Source organism: Chitinophaga sp. 10T418 (assembly GCF_056394125.1).
The window spans coordinates 438,398-455,713 of the sequence record NZ_JBFTHG010000007.1 but is presented as its reverse complement, the minus strand read 5'-3'; the positions used below and the strand labels follow the sequence as shown (position 1 = coordinate 455,713).

Sequence of the window (17,316 nt, the reverse complement as noted above, 5' to 3'; positions counted from 1 at the left end):
ACAGTGACATACAGTGAAAATGTGCTCGTGAATACTGCTGGCGGTGTGCCATCGATTAGTGTAAACATAGGAGGAACAAATGTTTCAGCGGTTTATACCGGAGGTACCGGTACACAGGATTTATCCTTCAGCTACACTGTTCAGAATGGCGACCTGGATCTGGACGGCATCACGCTTGGCACTAGTCTGTCGCTGAATGGTGCTACCATTAGAGATGCAGCGAATAATAATGCTGCCCTCGTCTTGAATAATATCGGTAATACCACGGGCGTATTTGTAAATACGGTGCATCCAACAGTTACGTTGTCCACTACTGCAGCGGCCATTGTTAATGCACCGTTTACAGTGAATGTGGTATTCAGCGAAGCGGTGACCGGCCTTACTGCGGGTGATTTCTCCCTGATAAATGCTACAGCAACTGCACCGCAAACCACTGATAATATTACTTATACCATCGTCATCACACCGATAACTGATGGAGCTATCAGCGTTTCATTGCCTGCGGATGCAGCAGTGAATATTGGCGGCAATGGTAATAGCGCTTCCAACACATTAGCTACTACCGCTGATCTGACTGCACCGGTGATTACCCCTGGTCAAGCATTTAACGTGAATGAACACAGTCCGGTTGGAACAATAGCTGGTACGCTCACCGCGAGGGAAACAGTGGGCACACTGCAACACTGGACGATTACAGCAGATGGTTCCGGCGGTGCTTTCGCTATAGACCCTGTCACAGGAACGATCACTGTAAAAGACAAAACCATTCTGGATAGTAAAGTAAATACTACCGTTACTTTAACGGTGAGGGTAAGCGATGGCCTGAATACCAGTGCAACTGAAACCGTTAGCATCAGCGTGGTACCCATATTATTGCCACCAACAGATATCCGTATCGACAATAATACTATCAACGAAAGAAGTCCTGCAGGTACGCTCGTAGGGACATTGTCTGCTGTTAGTGCAGATCCTGCTGCCACATTTACCTATAGCCTGGTAACCGGTACCGGCAGCACAGATAACAGTGCTTTCCTGATTGTGGGCAACCAGTTGCAAACCGCCGCCATGCTTAGCTACGGAGCGAGAAGCATCCGGGTAATGGCTACCAGCAACAATGGCTTAACCGTAGAAAAAGTACTGACGATCAACGTGAACCAGGTGAATCAGGCGCCAGTAACGGATGTTATCAACGATCAGCGTGTTTGTAATGTCAGCGATGTACAAACATTGCAAATAACAGGTGCGTCACCGGTAGAAGCAGGACAAACGCTGACTTACACTATAACAGCGGATCAGCCTTATTTCAGCACATTAACAGTGAGCAACACAGGCCTGATCTCCTATAGTATAAAAGCAGGTGTTAGTGGTGTGGCCAATATAACGGTGACGGTAAAGGATAACGGCGGTACCGCCAATGGTGGCATCGATGCCCTGCAACGCACGTTTAAAGTGACGGTTAGCAGTTTGCCGGTAGTCGTGATTAGTAGTGATAAAGGCACTATCATCAATAAAGGAGATGTGATTCAGCTGACTGCCAGCGGAGGCAATACCTACAGCTGGGCAAATGCAGATGGCATTATCAGTGGGCAACAGGAGGCCGTATTGAAAGTGAAACAACTGGCCACCACTACTTACCAGGTTACTGCTACTAACGTCAACGGCTGTAGCAATACCGGGAAGATCACCATTACAGTAGCAGAAGGATTAAAAATAGATGCGACCAATATCCTGACGCCAAATGGAGATGGGAAAAACGACAGATGGGTAGTGAATAACCTGGCAAGCTATCCTGATAATGAAGTAACGATCTACGATCGCGCAGGTCGTGTGGTATATCATCGCAAGAACTATAGCAATGACTGGGATGGTACTGCTAATGGCAACCCGCTCGCCGAGGGTACTTACTATTATATTCTTGTTATTAAAGATAACAACAGCACCGTGAAAGGATTTATCACTATCATCAGGGATAAATAGTAACGTGCTAACATTAAAAAAGGCTTTCTGCATTTAAGCGCAGAAAGCCTTTTTTATGATATAAAATATTGATAGTCATGATCGACAGCGCCTGGCTATTATAACTCTCCTGACAGAGTGCGAAGGTATCGCACTCTGTTAGGAGAGATTTTCTTTAAGTAGCTAATTATTTGATGATTACACTCAGGCAATCGATTGGGGGAAGGAATGATTTCAAAGAGAAAAATAATTTATGCTTTCCGATGGTACTATTCGGACTCCTTCCCGACATCGCTTCAGAGAGCCGCTGTAATGAGCATTCCATTGTGTAATTCTGCCGTTTGAAAAACTGAACCTGTAATGAGGCGCCCACTGCCTGGAATACCTGTAGCGTGTGTAAGAGCAAACCATATCAACCAAAACGTATGATTTTTTTTCAACCACAATAAAATCAACAGTATGAATTCCCTCTTTACATTAAGAACCGGCATAGTACGCCGGATGCTGCTCGCATGCTGGCTACTGCCAGGCCTCCTGAGTAGCAATCTGATGGCGCAGGTAAGCCCGCCTGTACCAGCCACCACTCATCAACACAACAAACAGGTGATAGGCTATATCACCCAATGGGATGCCTGGAAAAATATTGCAGGCATTGTACCCGCAGGTGGTTACAATCACTTGAATGTGGACTACTCGCAGTACACCCAGCTTAATTTTTCTTTCTTTGGTGTAGCGGTAGACGGTTCCCTGCACAGTGGCGACTACCGCAATAAAAACATTTACCAGGTAGGCGCCACACAGGCCCCGGCAGCTTTGGTAAATACAGATATTTACAGCAGCTGGGACATGTATCTCCTATATGGAGAACTGGACATCCTTTATAATATATCGGATGGCAGCTATGCTTATTCACTGGGCTATCGCAATTCTGGTGGTGGCTGGAGTAATGTCAACACCGGTAAATCTGGTTCATTCCCTTTATCCGTTCCCAAACAGGGCGGTGCACCAGGTGTCATTGATCTCGCACATCAGAAGGGCGTAAAAGTAGTCGCTTCTATCGGTGGCTGGAGCATGTGTAAACACTACCCTGAAATGGCCGCCGATGCCACCAAAAGAGCCCGGTTTATAGCTGGCTGCCAGGAGTTGATCAGCATGGGTTTTGATGGTATCGACTTCGACTGGGAGTATCCCAATGATCCCGGTATGAACATCGAACATTATGGCCCGGTGGACTTCGCTAACTTTGCTGCACTGGTGGAGCAACTGCGCACCGCTATTGGCCCAAGTAAGATTATCACAGCCTGCTTTGCTGCTGCACCCGCCAAGCTACAGGGTTTCGACTGGGCAAGACTCAATAATTCCATGAATTATTTTGACATGATGACCTATGATTATAATGGTGGCTGGTCCAATAAAGCCGGACATAATGCACCGTTATATGATTACCCTGGCGCAGAATACAGCGGATTTTCCCTTAATGCGACCACACAGGCCCTCCGTGCACTGGGTGTAAACATGAGTAAAGTGAATCTGGGCGCCCCTTTTTATGGCCGTGGTGTAATTACCAGCGGTGCGGCGGCCCTGAACGGCGCTACCGTTAAACGCGCTGAAACCGTGCAGCCTGATGGTCCTATACAAACCTGCGCTGACTACACCAACTGGGCCAAAGACCAGTGGGATGGTACACCCAACTACAGCTATATCCTCAATAAAACAGGAAGCGGCTCCGGCTGGACAGACCACTGGGATGATGTTGCCAAAGTACCTTATAAAACCAATGGCAGCTTCTTCCTCAGCTATGACAACGAACGCTCTGTTGGTGAAAAAGCACAGTATATCAAAGACAATAACCTGGCGGGTGTGATTATCTGGCAGGTATTCGGCGATATGCTTAATATGACGGCTTCCACACAGCCTAAGGGAAAACTGATCTATTGCCCTAACACCACTTCTCCCCTGGTGAATAAGATCAATCAGGTTTTTGCAGGTAACGTGGTCGGCAACATACCGCCTAAAGTAAATCTCACTTCCCCGGTTAACAATACCACTTATACCCTGCCTGCAACGATTAACATACAGGCATCTGCCAGTGACACCGATGGGGTGGTGAAACGGGTGGCTTTCTATCGTGATACCACGCTGCTGGCTATTGATAGTACTGCACCGTACAGCTACAGCTGGACCAGCGCTGCCGTTGGCAGCTATGCTATCAAAGCTATTGCTACGGATGATAAAGGTGCCAGCACTACTTCCACAGTAGCTAATATTACAGTGACCGGCGGCTCTGTGAGCACCGGAAAAGTGATTGTAGGGTACTGGCAAAACTGGGGTACGCCTACAGATGCATCTCCGTATATCCCTCTCCGTAATATAAATCCGAAATACAACGTCATTGAAATTGCGTTTGCTATGAGTGGTACGGATAAGGCTACTATGAGTTTTGTACCGGAAAACACAACGCCTGCCGTATTTGCTTCCGATGTTGCTTACCTGCAGTCACAGGGCAAAAAAGTATTGTTGTCTATTGGAGGTGAAACTGGTACGTTGGACCTCACCACCACCGCGCAAAAACAAGCTTTCGTTACTTCCCTGAAAGCCTTGCTGGACCAGTATAATTTTGATGGCTTCGATATAGACATCGAAGGAGGTGCTAACCTGCAGCTCAACAGCGGCGACAATGATTTTACCAACCCTACTACCCCTAAAGTAGTTAACCTGATAGCTGCTATTAAAGAAGTAGTCGCTTATCGTAAAGGACTCGGTAAAGATTGCTGGCTGACTATGGCGCCGGAAACTTATTACGTACAAACAGCTTATGGTTCTGCCTATGGACCATTGGTCGGTGCTTATCTGCCGGTGATTCATGGTTTGCGTACAGAGCTTACTTTCATCCATCCGCAATATTATAATACGGGTTCTGTAATGGGTCTCGACAATGGCATCTACAATCAGGCGACTTCTGATTTCATTGTTGCCATGTCAGAAATTCTGTTACAGGGATTCCCGGTATCCGGCACTGGTAAAGTATTCCCACCACTTAGGGAAGACCAGGTAGCCTTCGGTGTACCGGCATCTCCCAGCGCAGCAGGCGGTGGTTATACCACCCCGGCAAATGTGAAAAAAGCACTGGATTATTTAATTAAAGGACAGGCATACGGTGGTGCATATACGCTGCGTAAACCTGGTGGTTATCCTAATTTCAGAGGTATCATGACCTGGTCTATAAACTGGGATAAGGTACATGCCGATGAGTTTGCAAACAACTACTACGAATATTTCTTCGGCGGCACCCCGGTGAATATCCCACCTGTAGTGAATATTACGGCACCGGCCAACAATACCAATTACAATGCACCGGCCAGTATTACTATTCAGGCTACTGCTACTGATGCCGATGGTACGGTGAGATCCGTAAAATTCTATAACGGTAATGCGCTTCTGGCAACAGATAGTGTAGCTCCGTATACCTATGTGTGGAACAATGTACCTGCCGGTACTTACAATCTTACCGCCCTGGCAACAGATAATAAGGGAGACAGTACCCGGTCGGCTGTTGTTACGGTGAAAGTAAATACTCCTGGCAATAAACCACCAGTGGTAAATATTACCGCTCCGGCCAATAATGCTACTTATACCGCACCGGCTACTGTGTTGATAAACGCCACGGCAACAGATAGTGCAGGCACTGTTGTACGGGTGGAATTTTATAATGGCGCTAATTTGTTGTCAGTAGATTCTGTTGCACCATACAGCTATAGCTGGGCGAATGTAGCAGCAGGTAACTACGCCATTACTGCTAAAGCAACGGATAACGGTGGCGCATCTACGACTTCAAGCGTAGTGAATATCATTGTAAATCCTGCCGGCGGCGGTGGTTGTGATGGTATTGCTGCATGGGTAGCTACTACAGCTTATAACGGAGGCGCCCAGGTGGTATATGCTGGTAAAGTATACAGTGCCCAGTGGTGGACACAGGGCGATCAGCCAGACCTGAATACCGGCTCCGGTAAACCCTGGAAATATGTAAGAGACTGTGGTGGCACACCTGGCAACACACCGCCAACCGTGAGCATTACTTCACCTGCTAACAATGCAACATTTACTGCTCCGGCCAGTATAGCCGTTAACGTTACAGCCGCAGATACAGACGGCACTATTGCATACGTTACTTTTTATAATGGCACTACGGTGTTGAATTACGATAGCATCGCTCCTTATAGCTACACCTGGACCAATGTAGCGGCAGGCAATTACGCGATTACTGCCAAAGCAACGGATAATGGTGGGGCCTCTACTACTTCCGCTGTGGTAAATGTGGTAGTAAATCCTGCCGGTGGCGGTGATTGCGGTGGTGTGGCTGCATGGGTAGCTACTACGGCTTATAATGGCGGTAGCCAGGTAGTATATGCCGGCAAAGTATACAACTCCAAATGGTGGACACAAGGCGAGCAGCCAGACCTGAACACCGGTTCCGGAAAGCCATGGGAATACGTGAGAGATTGTACCGGCGCAGCCTTTGCAAATGATGCGGCATTATCCAAATCAACCACTCCCACTATCCTGCTGTCCTATCCAAATCCAGCCAATGGCAATGAGATATGGTTGAAAGTAGATGGTAATCCGGGCGATAAATTACTGATAGAAGTAATAGACCTGCAAGGAAATGCACCAGTAGTACAACAGGTATATGTGCCTGCTGCAAAAGGTGTACAACCCGTAAGTGTTAATATCAGTAAGGTACACGTGGGTACATGGATTATCAGGGTAACCAGTCAGAAAACCCGTAAAGTGAGTAGTACGAAGTTAATCAGGTTATAGGGAGATGGGAATAAATAAAAGGTATCAAATTCCCTGATCCATTATCAGTACTATTAAGTAAGAGAGCGTGTATCATTTTTTGATACACGCTCTTTTTTATATCGGGTTGCGGAACTTTTTATTTTTTCTCCGGCGGAGCAATCTGTTTATGAATTTCTACCAGCGCGGAACTATCTGTACTGATTGTATCTATCCGGTTGCCGTTCCATTTAAAATGGTAGTAGTCATATGTTTCTGAGATAGGCAAAGTAGTATCATCTATACTCTCACTGTAGTTAAGCTGTTCAATTAAGCCCATCCATTCTCTCTGTTGATTGCGGTATAGCCAGGAACTTTTGCTTACGGCATCACCTGCATCTCCCCAGGAATCAGCCAGCTCCGTTTCAAGGGTAATGACATTTGTTTTTTTATGCCATGCAAATAATTTCACGGAAGAAGACTCATATTCAGAAGGTGTTCTTGTGATTAAGCCAACGGTATTGGCATCCAGGTCAAATTTATAACAGGCATAGAAGAATGGCTCATACCTATCGGTGCTTACCGGCAGGAGGTGAAGCATAGAAGAGTCTATCAGGGCACCCCGATATTTCCAGTGCGTTACTTCTTCGCCTGGTTTGGAGTCTATTTCTAATGTATCTGAATTAAATGTTTTGTAGAGTTTCAGTAGCCGGGTTATATCCGGTGAGGAAACGGAGTCACGAGTATCCGTTGTAGTTACACTTTGTTTACCCGAAGAAAATTGACAAGCAGTGAGTCCTGAAAAAAGAATAAAGGCTAAATATTTCATGCCCAAATATAAAGAAGACCCCCTGGAAAATCCAGGGGGCCGTTCCTTTTATTACAAATCCACGTTAATGAGCTGATTACCATTATCAAAGGTTGCCTGCTGTACAGTGCAACGCTCTGCCGGAATAGAAAACCCTTGCGGATCAAAGCGGGAAATAGGTGAAAGGAAAGTATACCCGTTTGTTTGTAAGGATAGCGGACTACCGTTAACGGTTATACTTTTTTGCTCATTAAATCCGTGAAGTAATAGTTGTATGTGATGAAATTTAGAGGCATAACTACCAGCAGCTTTTTCCAGTATAATTTTCTTGTCTGCAGGATTATAAGTGATGGTACGTTGATAGAAAACACCTTTTTCATTGTCAAAACTTTCTCCGTCATCTTCATAATAAACAAAGGAATGCGATTGATTTCCTTTGTAGATATGGAGGAAGAGGGTGTCTGACGGCTTTTCTGCAGTATTTTGTATCAGCGATTGCATAGGTACAATACTGCTTTCTTTTATATATACGGGTAGCGTTTTCAGATTCAGTGGGGTAACCACTTCCTGGTTGCCGCTGGTGGTGCTGTCGTTGTAAAGATTATACCATTTTCCTTCCGGGAAGTAAACGGAACCGAATTCTTTTGTGCTCTCGAAAGGAGCTATCATAAACGCGCTACCGTATCCATATTGATTCTGGAAGCGGGTGTCGTATACTTTGGGATCAAAAGTATTGGTGAGGGCCAGTGTACGCATTACGGGCATACCGCTGCGGGTGGCTTCATACATGGAACTATAGAGATAGGGAAGTAAGCGATAGCGCAGATTAACATAGTTGCGGGTAATCTCCAGTACTTCTTCTCCATATGCCCATGGCTCAGATGATTTGGTATTAATGCCGGTATGATTACGGAAGTACGGAATGAAGGCGCCTATCTGCATCCAGCGGGCATACAGGCTAACAGTAGGATTGCCGGTGAAACCACCGATGTCCATGCCGGAGAAAGGCATACCGCTAACGCCTAAACTATTTAACAGGCGAACACCGAGTAACATATGATCTTCTTCTGCGCGATTGTCGCCCGTCCATATGGCGCTATAGCGCTGGGATCCTGCATAGGCAGCCCTGGTTAAAAGAAACGGCCGTTTTTTCAGCTCTTCCCTGCTGCCTTCATAGCTGGCGCGCACCATTTGTAAACCGTAAATATTATGTGCCTGCTGATGGGTAACCGGATGGCCTTCGTAGTCGAAGATGACGTTGTCTGGCATCTTCTGTCCCCAGGTGGCTATTTCATTCATGTCGTTCCATATGCCGCGTACACCATCCCGCATATACGATTTAATCTGGCCTTTCCACCAGTCACGCCCTTTTGCGCTGGTAAAGTCTGGAAAGTGGCACCAGCCGGGCCATACCTGGCCGGTATAATTTTGACCATCACTGTATTTAATGAAGATGTTTTCTTTTTTACCGTTTTCATAAGCAGCATAGCCGTCTTCTACTTTGATGCCGGGGTCTACAATGACGGTGATTTTGAATCCCATATTGTCCAGTTGTTTGGTCAGCTGAGACGGATTAGGGAAACGATCTTTGTTCCAGGTAAATAGTTTGTAGGCATCCATATAATGGATGTCGAGGGTAATGCCATCGGCGGGTATTTTTTTCTCCCGCAAGGTTTGCGCAATGCGTAATACTTCGGTGTCCGGATAATAGCTGTAGCGGTTTTGCTGATAACCCAGGCTCCACAGGGGGGGCATAGGCATACGACCAGTGAGAGCAGTATAAGAGGCAATGATATCAGCCATTTGCGGATGATAGATGAAATAGTAGTTCATCTCCCCACCTCTTGCGCCAAAAGAGGAAAACCGGTTGTTGCTGGCGCCAAAGTTAAAGTCGCTTTGGAAAGTATTGTCGAAGAAAATACCGTAGTTAATATGATGATGGATGCCCACATAAAAAGGAATGGTAGCGTAGATAGGATCCTGGTTGGCTGCATATCCGAACTTGTCTGAATTCCAGTTCGTATAGCCTTCTCCTTTACGATCCAGGTTACCGGTTTTTTCTCCCAGTCCAATGAATCTTTCTCCTTCCTGCATTTTTTTGTATGTGGTTACATCATCTCCAATCCAGGAGGTAGTTAATCCGGCTTCATCCTCGTTAATCACTTCTCCCGAAGGGGTAAAAAAATGAATGGAAAAAGGATTTTTTGTGATGCGCAGTTGCAGCGAGTCCGTGATTACTTTTATTTCACTTTCATTTTGCGTAGTCTGTACTTTCGTAGTAACCGGTTTGGCAATAACGGCATAGGAGAAGTCAGCGGGCAGGGGATGCTGGTCCATTCTTACCCGTATCACGGCCGGGCTGTACACGGTGATTTCTGCGAAAGCATTTTCTGCACTGATATTGATTTGCTGACCAGCGATCTTTACCGTGTTTACTTTGCCGATCTTTTTTACCTGGTTTTGTGCCTGGGCTGACAGGCAGGTAAGCAGTAGTAGCCATCCTGAGCGCCTTAGCAAAGCTTTTGTATACATATGAACGATTGATTTTCTACGCAAAAAGTTTCCTATCACATCACGGATGTAATGCGTAAAAGTTATTAAACAGCATGTAGCAGGAAGTTTTGCCGGTAGGCAGGATCATATAGATCCTGCCTGCGGCAAAAGGAATATAATTAGTAACCTGGGTTCTGTTTCAGGTTTGGATTTACAGCCAGGTCGCTGGTAGGAATCGGATATACCAGGTTTTTCTCATCATCTGTTGGTTTCAGCTGCCATGGATCCAGGAATTTACCGAATCGGATCAGGTCTTGTCTTCTCCAGCCTTCCCAATATAATTCGCGGCCTCTTTCATCCAGCATATTGGCGAGAGTTAAGGTAGGCAGCGGAGATGCACCGCGTTTGGCACGCAGATCATTTACGATCAGCAAACCTGCGCCTGCATTAGCAGTTCTTAACTGTGCTTCTGCTTTCATCAGTAAAACATCTGCATAACGGAAGAATACAAAGTCGTTGCTGGCTTCATTGTTACCGGATGATTTATTTGTGGTCAGCATGTCTGGTGGATATTTAAGTACCCGGATACCTGACATTTCTACCTGGTCACCAGTAGCTCTCAACTCTACAGCTTCTGTAAAGATCAGCGGACGTTGACTTCTGTCCAGTATTTTATTGCCATTCTTATCGTATTGTTGTCCAACGAGGAAACCTACTTTGGTGCCGGTTAATTCAGTAAGACCGGGATAGGCACCACCAATGCGGCTGTCGGCAGCTTCAAATTTGTGATAGAAGTCAGAAAGAGTGGTAAAGCCATTCCAGCCGCTAGGCGTCATACTGTAATGGAGCGTACACATCCAGCGGCAATAAACGTTGTTACCATTATCACCTCTGGCGGTGCTGATACCGGGTCCGTTTTGTTGGGTGAAGATATTTTCCTTAGAGATCAGGTCATTATCCCGCGCAAAGTTTTTGAAGTAATCGCCAGCTCCAATGCTATAGGCGCCCACCGCAGTAATCTGGTCTGCCAGTGCAATGATCTTTTGCATGTCAGCGGCATCGAAGGTGGGTGTTTTCCTGTTGATAAAAGTGCCTTTATTCAGGTATAATTTCATCAGCAGGAAACGGGCTGCGTCTTTATTAGCTACATAAGCAGGAGTAGCGGGCCTGTCACCGAGGTTAGGCATAATGGCATTCAGTTCCGCAACCATGAAATCGATAGCTTCCTGTGGGGTCATTACCTTAGGAGCTTTCAGCAAATCATCTCCGGGTTGACGGACAGGAACCTGACCATACAGGTCTAATACGGAGTACATAGATAATGCTCTCAAAAACCTGGCTTCTGCTTCCTGACCTACAGTAGGGTGAAAATTTAATACATTGGTGGCACTGAATTGTTCCAGTAATAGCCGGCTGAAGCTATTCGCTATATGTGAATGGTCTGGTGTCCATTTGTGCTCATGTAAGGCACGCCAAACACCACCATCATCCCAGTCTTTACCACGTGTGGGCCCAAGGGCTTCATCTGTAGCGATTTCAGACATGCCCCATACCTGGGAGAAATCCTGGTAAGCCATCTGTAAATTGTTGTAGGCTGTTTGCAGCAGCTGAGAGGCTTTGATAATTGAGTCTGCGTGGTCTTTGGTCAGCGTGGAACCCAGCTTTTCATCCAGGGTGCAGGCCGTAAAACCAACACAGCAGGCTACTACGACTATTGCTTTAACTATATTGAAAGACATTTTTTTCAGTTTTTGGTGAAAGATTATAAGGAAAACGATAAACCAAACATCACAGTCCGTGCAGTTGGATAGGGTGAATATTCTATACCAAAAGAACTTACCCCATTCAGGTTTTTATCAGTATTTACCTCTGGATCAAATCCGCTGTATTTGGTAATTACAAACAGGTTTTGGCCGGTAACATACACCGTGGCATTCTTCAGCACTTTACCTACAGTACCTATGCTATAAGAAAGGGTGACGTTATCCAGTTTAAGGAAATTACCCTTTTCCAGGTACCTGGAAGAAACACCATTGGAGTTGGTGAGGTCTTCACCTTTGCCGAGTAATTTCTTCGCCGTGTTAATAGAGCCTAAGTTACCAATAGGTAATACGGTGTTGGCGGTGTTGTTATAGATCTCAAAGCCAAATGCACCGTGGGAGCTGGCGGATAATGCCCATTTTTTATAATTTACGCCGGTATTGATACCTAAAAGTACTTTCGGATTGGGGTTAGACAGGTACACAGGTGTGCCATTGTTGGCATACACGCTCATACCTTTATCATCCAGTCCTTCCCATTTAGGTAAATAGAAAGTGTTCAGTGGATAACCATTTGCCAGCTTCTGGGCAGTAGCGTTAGATACCCCCTGTCCGCTGATGGCTCCAGTAAGAACATCCGGGCCTACGTAATCTTTCATTTCGTTTTTCAGATAGGTAGCATTTACGCCCAGTGTCCAGTTCCAGTCTTTGCTTCTGATGATATCACCTTTCAATGACAGTTCCACGCCGGTATTTAAAATCGTACCTGGTAGGTTGATCCAGTAGCTGGAAGCAGGTGCCGGTTGAATGGCGGGGAAGCTGAATAAGAGATTGGTAGTATTTTTAATGAAATAATCTACTGTACCGGAAAGCCTGTTTTTTATGATAGCAAAGTCGATTCCTGCGTTGAACTGTTTGGATGTTTCCCATTTCAGGTCAGGATTAGGCACATTGCTTAACCGGGCACTTCCGCCTGGTCCCAGTTCGTATTGTGCTTCAGCAGCACCTGCAGGAAACTCCTGGTTACCGGTAATACCATAACCTACTCTCAATCCGAGGTTACTAAAGAAAGTATTGTCTTTCATGAAATCTTCCTGAGAGATATTCCATTTACCTGCGAAGGAAGGGAAATAGCCATATCGGTTATTCGCACCAAACTTGCTGGAACCATCTGCTCTCATCGTAGCTGTCAGGAGGTATTTATCTTTCAGATTAACAGAGGCTCTGCCAAAGAATGACTGCAATGCGGAAGATGGATTACGGAATGAGCTGAGATTGGTATTTGCCTGAGGGGGCGCCTGCAGAATATCTGTGTAAGGCACCGCATAGGTGGGGAACCCGGTGGCATTAACATTCACACCAGAGTAATCGAATTTCTGATATTCATAACCTACCAATGCGTTCAGGTGGAAATTAGGATTCAGTTGTTTACTAAAGTTCAAAGTAGAATTAAATAACTGGGTATTTAATTCTGCTGTATTGTACAAGCCACTTCCCAGTCCGTTAATTTCTTTAATGTTAATATAGGAAACAGCTTGTGCGCGACGTTGTCCTACCTGGTGGTTTACACTGTAGGTGGTTCTAAGTTCCCAGTCATCATTGAATTTAAAGAAGGGAGAAATGCTTCCCAGAATATAACTGATGGTGGCTTTGTCATCATAGGCTGTTGACATTGCCAGGGGATTCACCGCTTGTCCTACCGGTAGTATATAAAAGCTACCGTCTGGGTTCATGAGCGGCCTGGTGGGGTTCCACTGTAGTGCCTGACCAATCAAACTTCCGGTGAAGCCGGCATCATTGGTAATAGGTGCCAGTTGTTCTGCGGTTTGGGCAGCCATGATATTATAGTCAATACCAAGTTGCTTGTTTTCCAGGAATTTATTCTGACCGCTGAGAGTAGCCGTATATTTTTTCATGCCGGTCTTTTTCACAATACCTTCCTGGTTTTGTAAACCAAAGGAAGCTCTGTAACGACTGGTTTCAGTTCCTCCGCTCATTGCCACTCCCACATTCTGGGTGACACCTGTTCTCAGGATGGATCCAAGTCCATCGGTGTTGGCGCCATAGTCGCCGGTAGTCAGTTTATATTCTTTTAATGCTGACCTGTATTCATCAGCATTGAGTACATCCAGCTTTTTCATGATGTTGCTCATCCCTACAGAGTAGTTCACATCCAGTTGGGTAGCACCAACATTACCTTTTTTAGTACTGATGATGATAACACCGTTCGCACCGCGAGAGCCATAGATAGCAGTAGCCGAGGCATCTTTCAACACGTCCATGGAGGCAATGTCGTTGGAATTGATGAAGTTGAGCGGGTTGGCATCCGGGGTCTGACCGAGGCCACCTACATTGATTGCCGGACGAGCCACGCGGCCATCCAGTGGTATACCATCCACTACGTATAAAGGCTGGTTACCTGCTCGAACAGATGATACGCCCCTGATTCTTACGGTAGCAGCTGCACCTGGAGCGCCGCTGTTATTGAGGATCATGAGGCCGGATACTTTACCCTGAATCAGCTGATCAGGTGCAGTAGTAATCCCTTTATTAAAATCGGCGGCCTTTACCTGGGCAATGGAGCCGGTTACATCCTTTTTACGGGTGGTACCATATCCTACTACCACTACATCTGTGAGGGTGGTATTTTCCTGTATCAGTTGTACGTTTACGTTAGATTTGTTGGTAATGCTTACCTCCTGAGGGGTATAGCCAATGAAACTAATGATTAATGCGGTTGCTCCCGGGGCAACAGAAACATGAAAAACCCCTTCGGCATCTGCGGTAGTACCGCTCTTCGTGCCTTTTACCTGAACTGAGGCACCAGGAATGGCGGTGCCGTTCTTGTCAGAGATCTTCCCGGTAATGGTCTTATTCTGAGCGGAGGCAATGCCCTGGAGGGCAAATAACAGCGTGCACAGAAAAAGATTCTTGATGGATCTTGTTTTAAACATAAAGTGGATTTTTTGAACAGCCATCGGTGCTGCTACGTGGATTAAATGTTTTTCATTATTTAGTGAACGGAAATAAGGCGTTGTTTGCAGAGGATATCTCGGCAGCTTGTCAACGTGGATTAAATTGTCATTAGATTTAGAAACAGCTGGTGCCGTTTGTCTTCTTTAAATGGTTTTAATTGCGATGTTTAGAATTTTGGTTTTCTATTTCTACTGATGAATCAAAGTAAAAACACTATCATCAGGTCAACAACTATTACAGTTAAAATATAGAAAATAAAGGTGGAATAACCAAAATTATCTGGTTAGGGTATTTGATAATCAATCAGTTAAAATTGTATATAAAATATTTATATATTAATAGAATGAAAGCATTTTGCATCCTTTTTTACAAGGCTTTGATGCCCATGATACGGTTTTCGAACTCTTCGCTGGGGATTAAAGAGCGCTTTTTGATTTTGGTTTTATAGGCGTAAATGGTATTAACAGAATACTCCAGGATACGGGCAATTTTTTCATTGTCATTGATACCTATCCGGATCAGGGCAAAGATCCGGATGTCAGTATTCAGTAACTCATTCTCTTTTAAAACCACCTGGTTCTCTTTATCGAAGAAGGCATTAAACTCTCCTACAAAGTGAGGGAATATTTTAAGAAACACCCGGTCAAAGTTGGTGAAGAGTTCTTCCCGTTCCTGCCGGATATTAATATTATTCACCAGGAACTTTAGTTCATTGGGTTTATTATCGGCCAGCTTTTGTTCCAGGCTTTGTTTGAGCTTTTCTATTTTGCCGATATAAGTGGCATTGATATTAAAGCAATAGCCTACATACTCTTCTTTTATTTTATTGGCTTCCAGCAACTGGTTATTGATCTCCTGTTGTTTAAGATGCGCGGCAGTGATAATCCGCTGGGCTGTTTTAAGTTTTTGCACCTGCCGGAAAACGGTAATGGCCAATACTACAAGGGCTACCAACAGCAGGGTAACAATGGCGGCGTAGATCAACAGTGACTTAGTTCTCTCTTCTGCGGTATTAATCCTTTCATGTTCAATAATCGGCAATATGCTGCTCACCATCACCTTGCGTTGACGGGCGCCATAAAACACGGCTTCTCCGATGGCTCTTTCAATACAATGGGAGGCATTCTTGATATCGCCTCTTTCAAACAACAGGGTAGCCAGACTGTAGCTGGCCATTGTTTCTTTGGTAGAGGACCTGATATCAGCAATAGCGGATCTGGTCATGAGCGCAATAGCGGTATCTGTATTGTGCATGGCCTCATAAATAGCCCCCAACGTACAGGCAGATACAGCCAATCTCCGGTCGCCGATACCCGGTGCATCCAGGTTGGGGTAGATGGCCAGTGCGCCGGGGATGTCTCCCAATTTAAAAAGTTGTAGCCCCTTATTGTACCGGTACTCAAAGGAATTGACAGGTATCAGTTGTAAGGCGGAGTCAATATAGGTGCTGGCCCGCTTAATATAATCAGGCGTATAGTACTTATCCTGGTTATAGTCGGCCAAATCAAAGTAAAGCCGGCTTTTCATCAGGTAAAACTCAATTTTTAAACTGTCTGGTGCGCCGGTAGCGTCAATGGCATTGACAAAGGCGGCTGTTTCAGTAAACATGCCCGATGACAATAGCACGTAGCCAATCTTTACTTTCGATTCTATAATAAGCACGGGGTCATGCAGCTGTATAGCCAGTTGTTCCAGCTGCCGGGCATACACAAAAGCTGAATCAAAATTGAAAACCTTGTAAGCGTTGTATAACTGCTGGTAGATGTGAAACCGCGCAGTGGTATTATTAGCTACGGCTGGTAAGCGGCGCTTTATACTATCAATACCCTTTAATTTAATGGAATCGTAAATGGCAGATTTCTCCATGGCCTTATTGAGCTCCCGGAGCAAACTGTCCGTAGGCGTTTTGCCATAGGCGTGGGTAGCAATTAATATAAATAAAAACAGATAGCCCAGAATTCGATTCATAGCATGATTGAATGATAAAAGATCACAGGTCACCGCTAAATTTAAGCGACTTTTTTGATATAATATAAAGCGCCGGTTTATTTTAAACCGACGCCTGTTTATCATTCAATTTTGTTGTAAAAATGCTATAAAACCTTTTTTAGGGTGTAATTATGATTACTTTCTATGGCTTTCATGTCTATATCCAGCATCTTCAGTTCATTCTCATCTATTTGTTGAAAGCAGCGTTGCAGGTTTTTGTCTTTATCCGGATTGAGCAGGATGATGGTTGCGGCAGGGTCGGAATGGGTACCATGCAGCACAGAATAGGTACCTTCACTGGGAAAGGTCTGATTTTTCCCCTGGTAGGTTTCTTTCAGTGTAAACCGATTATCGGGTTGCCGGTGCAGGGCCAGCTCCGTCACAATACCCTCACAGTCTGCACAGGGCAAGGTACCGCTATATGTAATCCACGTGGCCGTATCTGCACCGGTGGGGTTAATGCCCGAACTATCCACAGCACCAGTATTAGTGCCGGCATGTTGACAGGCAACAAAGGCTACGCATACTAACAGTAATGGCAAGAGTTTCATAAAAGCA

8 protein-coding genes are annotated in these 17,316 nt (G+C 45.3%); 2 read left to right on the top strand and 6 right to left on the bottom strand.

Going from position 1 to position 17,316, the window contains the following annotated elements:
• Positions 1 to 1,977: T9SS type B sorting domain-containing protein (locus AC1DCV_RS22665; protein WP_477025284.1), on the top strand; the 1,977-nt coding region annotated here is incomplete at its 5' end.
• Between the two features lie 438 nt (positions 1,978 to 2,415).
• Positions 2,416 to 6,774, top strand: a complete 4,359-nt coding sequence (locus AC1DCV_RS22660) for a glycosyl hydrolase family 18 protein (RefSeq protein ID WP_477025283.1) — start codon at positions 2,416 to 2,418, stop codon at positions 6,772 to 6,774.
• A 118-nt stretch (positions 6,775 to 6,892) separates the two neighbouring features.
• Here the strand turns inward: AC1DCV_RS22660 and AC1DCV_RS22655 are convergent, their stop codons facing one another.
• The 6 genes from AC1DCV_RS22655 to AC1DCV_RS22630 form a co-directional block, all read right to left on the bottom strand.
• On the bottom strand, positions 6,893 to 7,561 hold the full coding sequence (locus tag AC1DCV_RS22655) for a hypothetical protein (protein WP_477025282.1): 669 nt from the start codon (positions 7,559 to 7,561) through the stop codon (positions 6,893 to 6,895).
• Between the two features lie 51 nt (positions 7,562 to 7,612).
• On the bottom strand, positions 7,613 to 10,072 hold the full coding sequence (locus AC1DCV_RS22650; protein WP_477025281.1) for a glycoside hydrolase family 31 protein: 2,460 nt from the start codon (positions 10,070 to 10,072) through the stop codon (positions 7,613 to 7,615).
• A 140-nt stretch (positions 10,073 to 10,212) separates the two neighbouring features.
• Positions 10,213 to 11,772: a RagB/SusD family nutrient uptake outer membrane protein gene (locus tag AC1DCV_RS22645; RefSeq protein WP_477025280.1), complete on the bottom strand. Its 1,560-nt coding sequence runs from the start codon at positions 11,770 to 11,772 to the stop codon at positions 10,213 to 10,215.
• A gap of 23 nt (positions 11,773 to 11,795) precedes the next feature.
• Positions 11,796 to 14,747, bottom strand: coding sequence for a SusC/RagA family TonB-linked outer membrane protein (locus AC1DCV_RS22640; protein ID WP_477025279.1), 2,952 nt, complete (start codon positions 14,745 to 14,747; stop codon positions 11,796 to 11,798).
• Between the two features lie 388 nt (positions 14,748 to 15,135).
• Positions 15,136 to 16,737 (bottom strand): DUF6377 domain-containing protein, encoded by a 1,602-nt coding sequence (locus AC1DCV_RS22635; RefSeq protein WP_477025278.1) that lies wholly within the window; start codon positions 16,735 to 16,737, stop codon positions 15,136 to 15,138.
• A 125-nt stretch (positions 16,738 to 16,862) separates the two neighbouring features.
• Positions 16,863 to 17,309 (bottom strand): copper resistance protein NlpE, encoded by a 447-nt coding sequence (locus tag AC1DCV_RS22630; protein ID WP_477025277.1) that lies wholly within the window; start codon positions 17,307 to 17,309, stop codon positions 16,863 to 16,865.
• Positions 17,310 to 17,316 lie beyond the last annotated feature (7 nt).

What these genes read in the sequence shown, in the direction of transcription:
- AC1DCV_RS22650 (WP_477025281.1), bottom strand. Translation starts at nt 10,072, where the DNA reads ATGTATACAAAAGCTTTGCTAAGGCGCTCAGGATGGCTACTACTGCTT.
- AC1DCV_RS22655 (WP_477025282.1), bottom strand. Translation starts at nt 7,561, where the DNA reads ATGAAATATTTAGCCTTTATTCTTTTTTCAGGACTCACTGCTTGTCAA.
- AC1DCV_RS22635 (WP_477025278.1), bottom strand. Translation starts at nt 16,737, where the DNA reads ATGAATCGAATTCTGGGCTATCTGTTTTTATTTATATTAATTGCTACC.
- AC1DCV_RS22630 (WP_477025277.1), bottom strand. Translation starts at nt 17,309, where the DNA reads ATGAAACTCTTGCCATTACTGTTAGTATGCGTAGCCTTTGTTGCCTGT.
- AC1DCV_RS22660 (WP_477025283.1), top strand. Translation starts at nt 2,416, where the DNA reads ATGAATTCCCTCTTTACATTAAGAACCGGCATAGTACGCCGGATGCTG.
- AC1DCV_RS22645 (WP_477025280.1), bottom strand. Translation starts at nt 11,772, where the DNA reads ATGTCTTTCAATATAGTTAAAGCAATAGTCGTAGTAGCCTGCTGTGTT.
- AC1DCV_RS22640 (WP_477025279.1), bottom strand. Translation starts at nt 14,747, where the DNA reads ATGTTTAAAACAAGATCCATCAAGAATCTTTTTCTGTGCACGCTGTTA.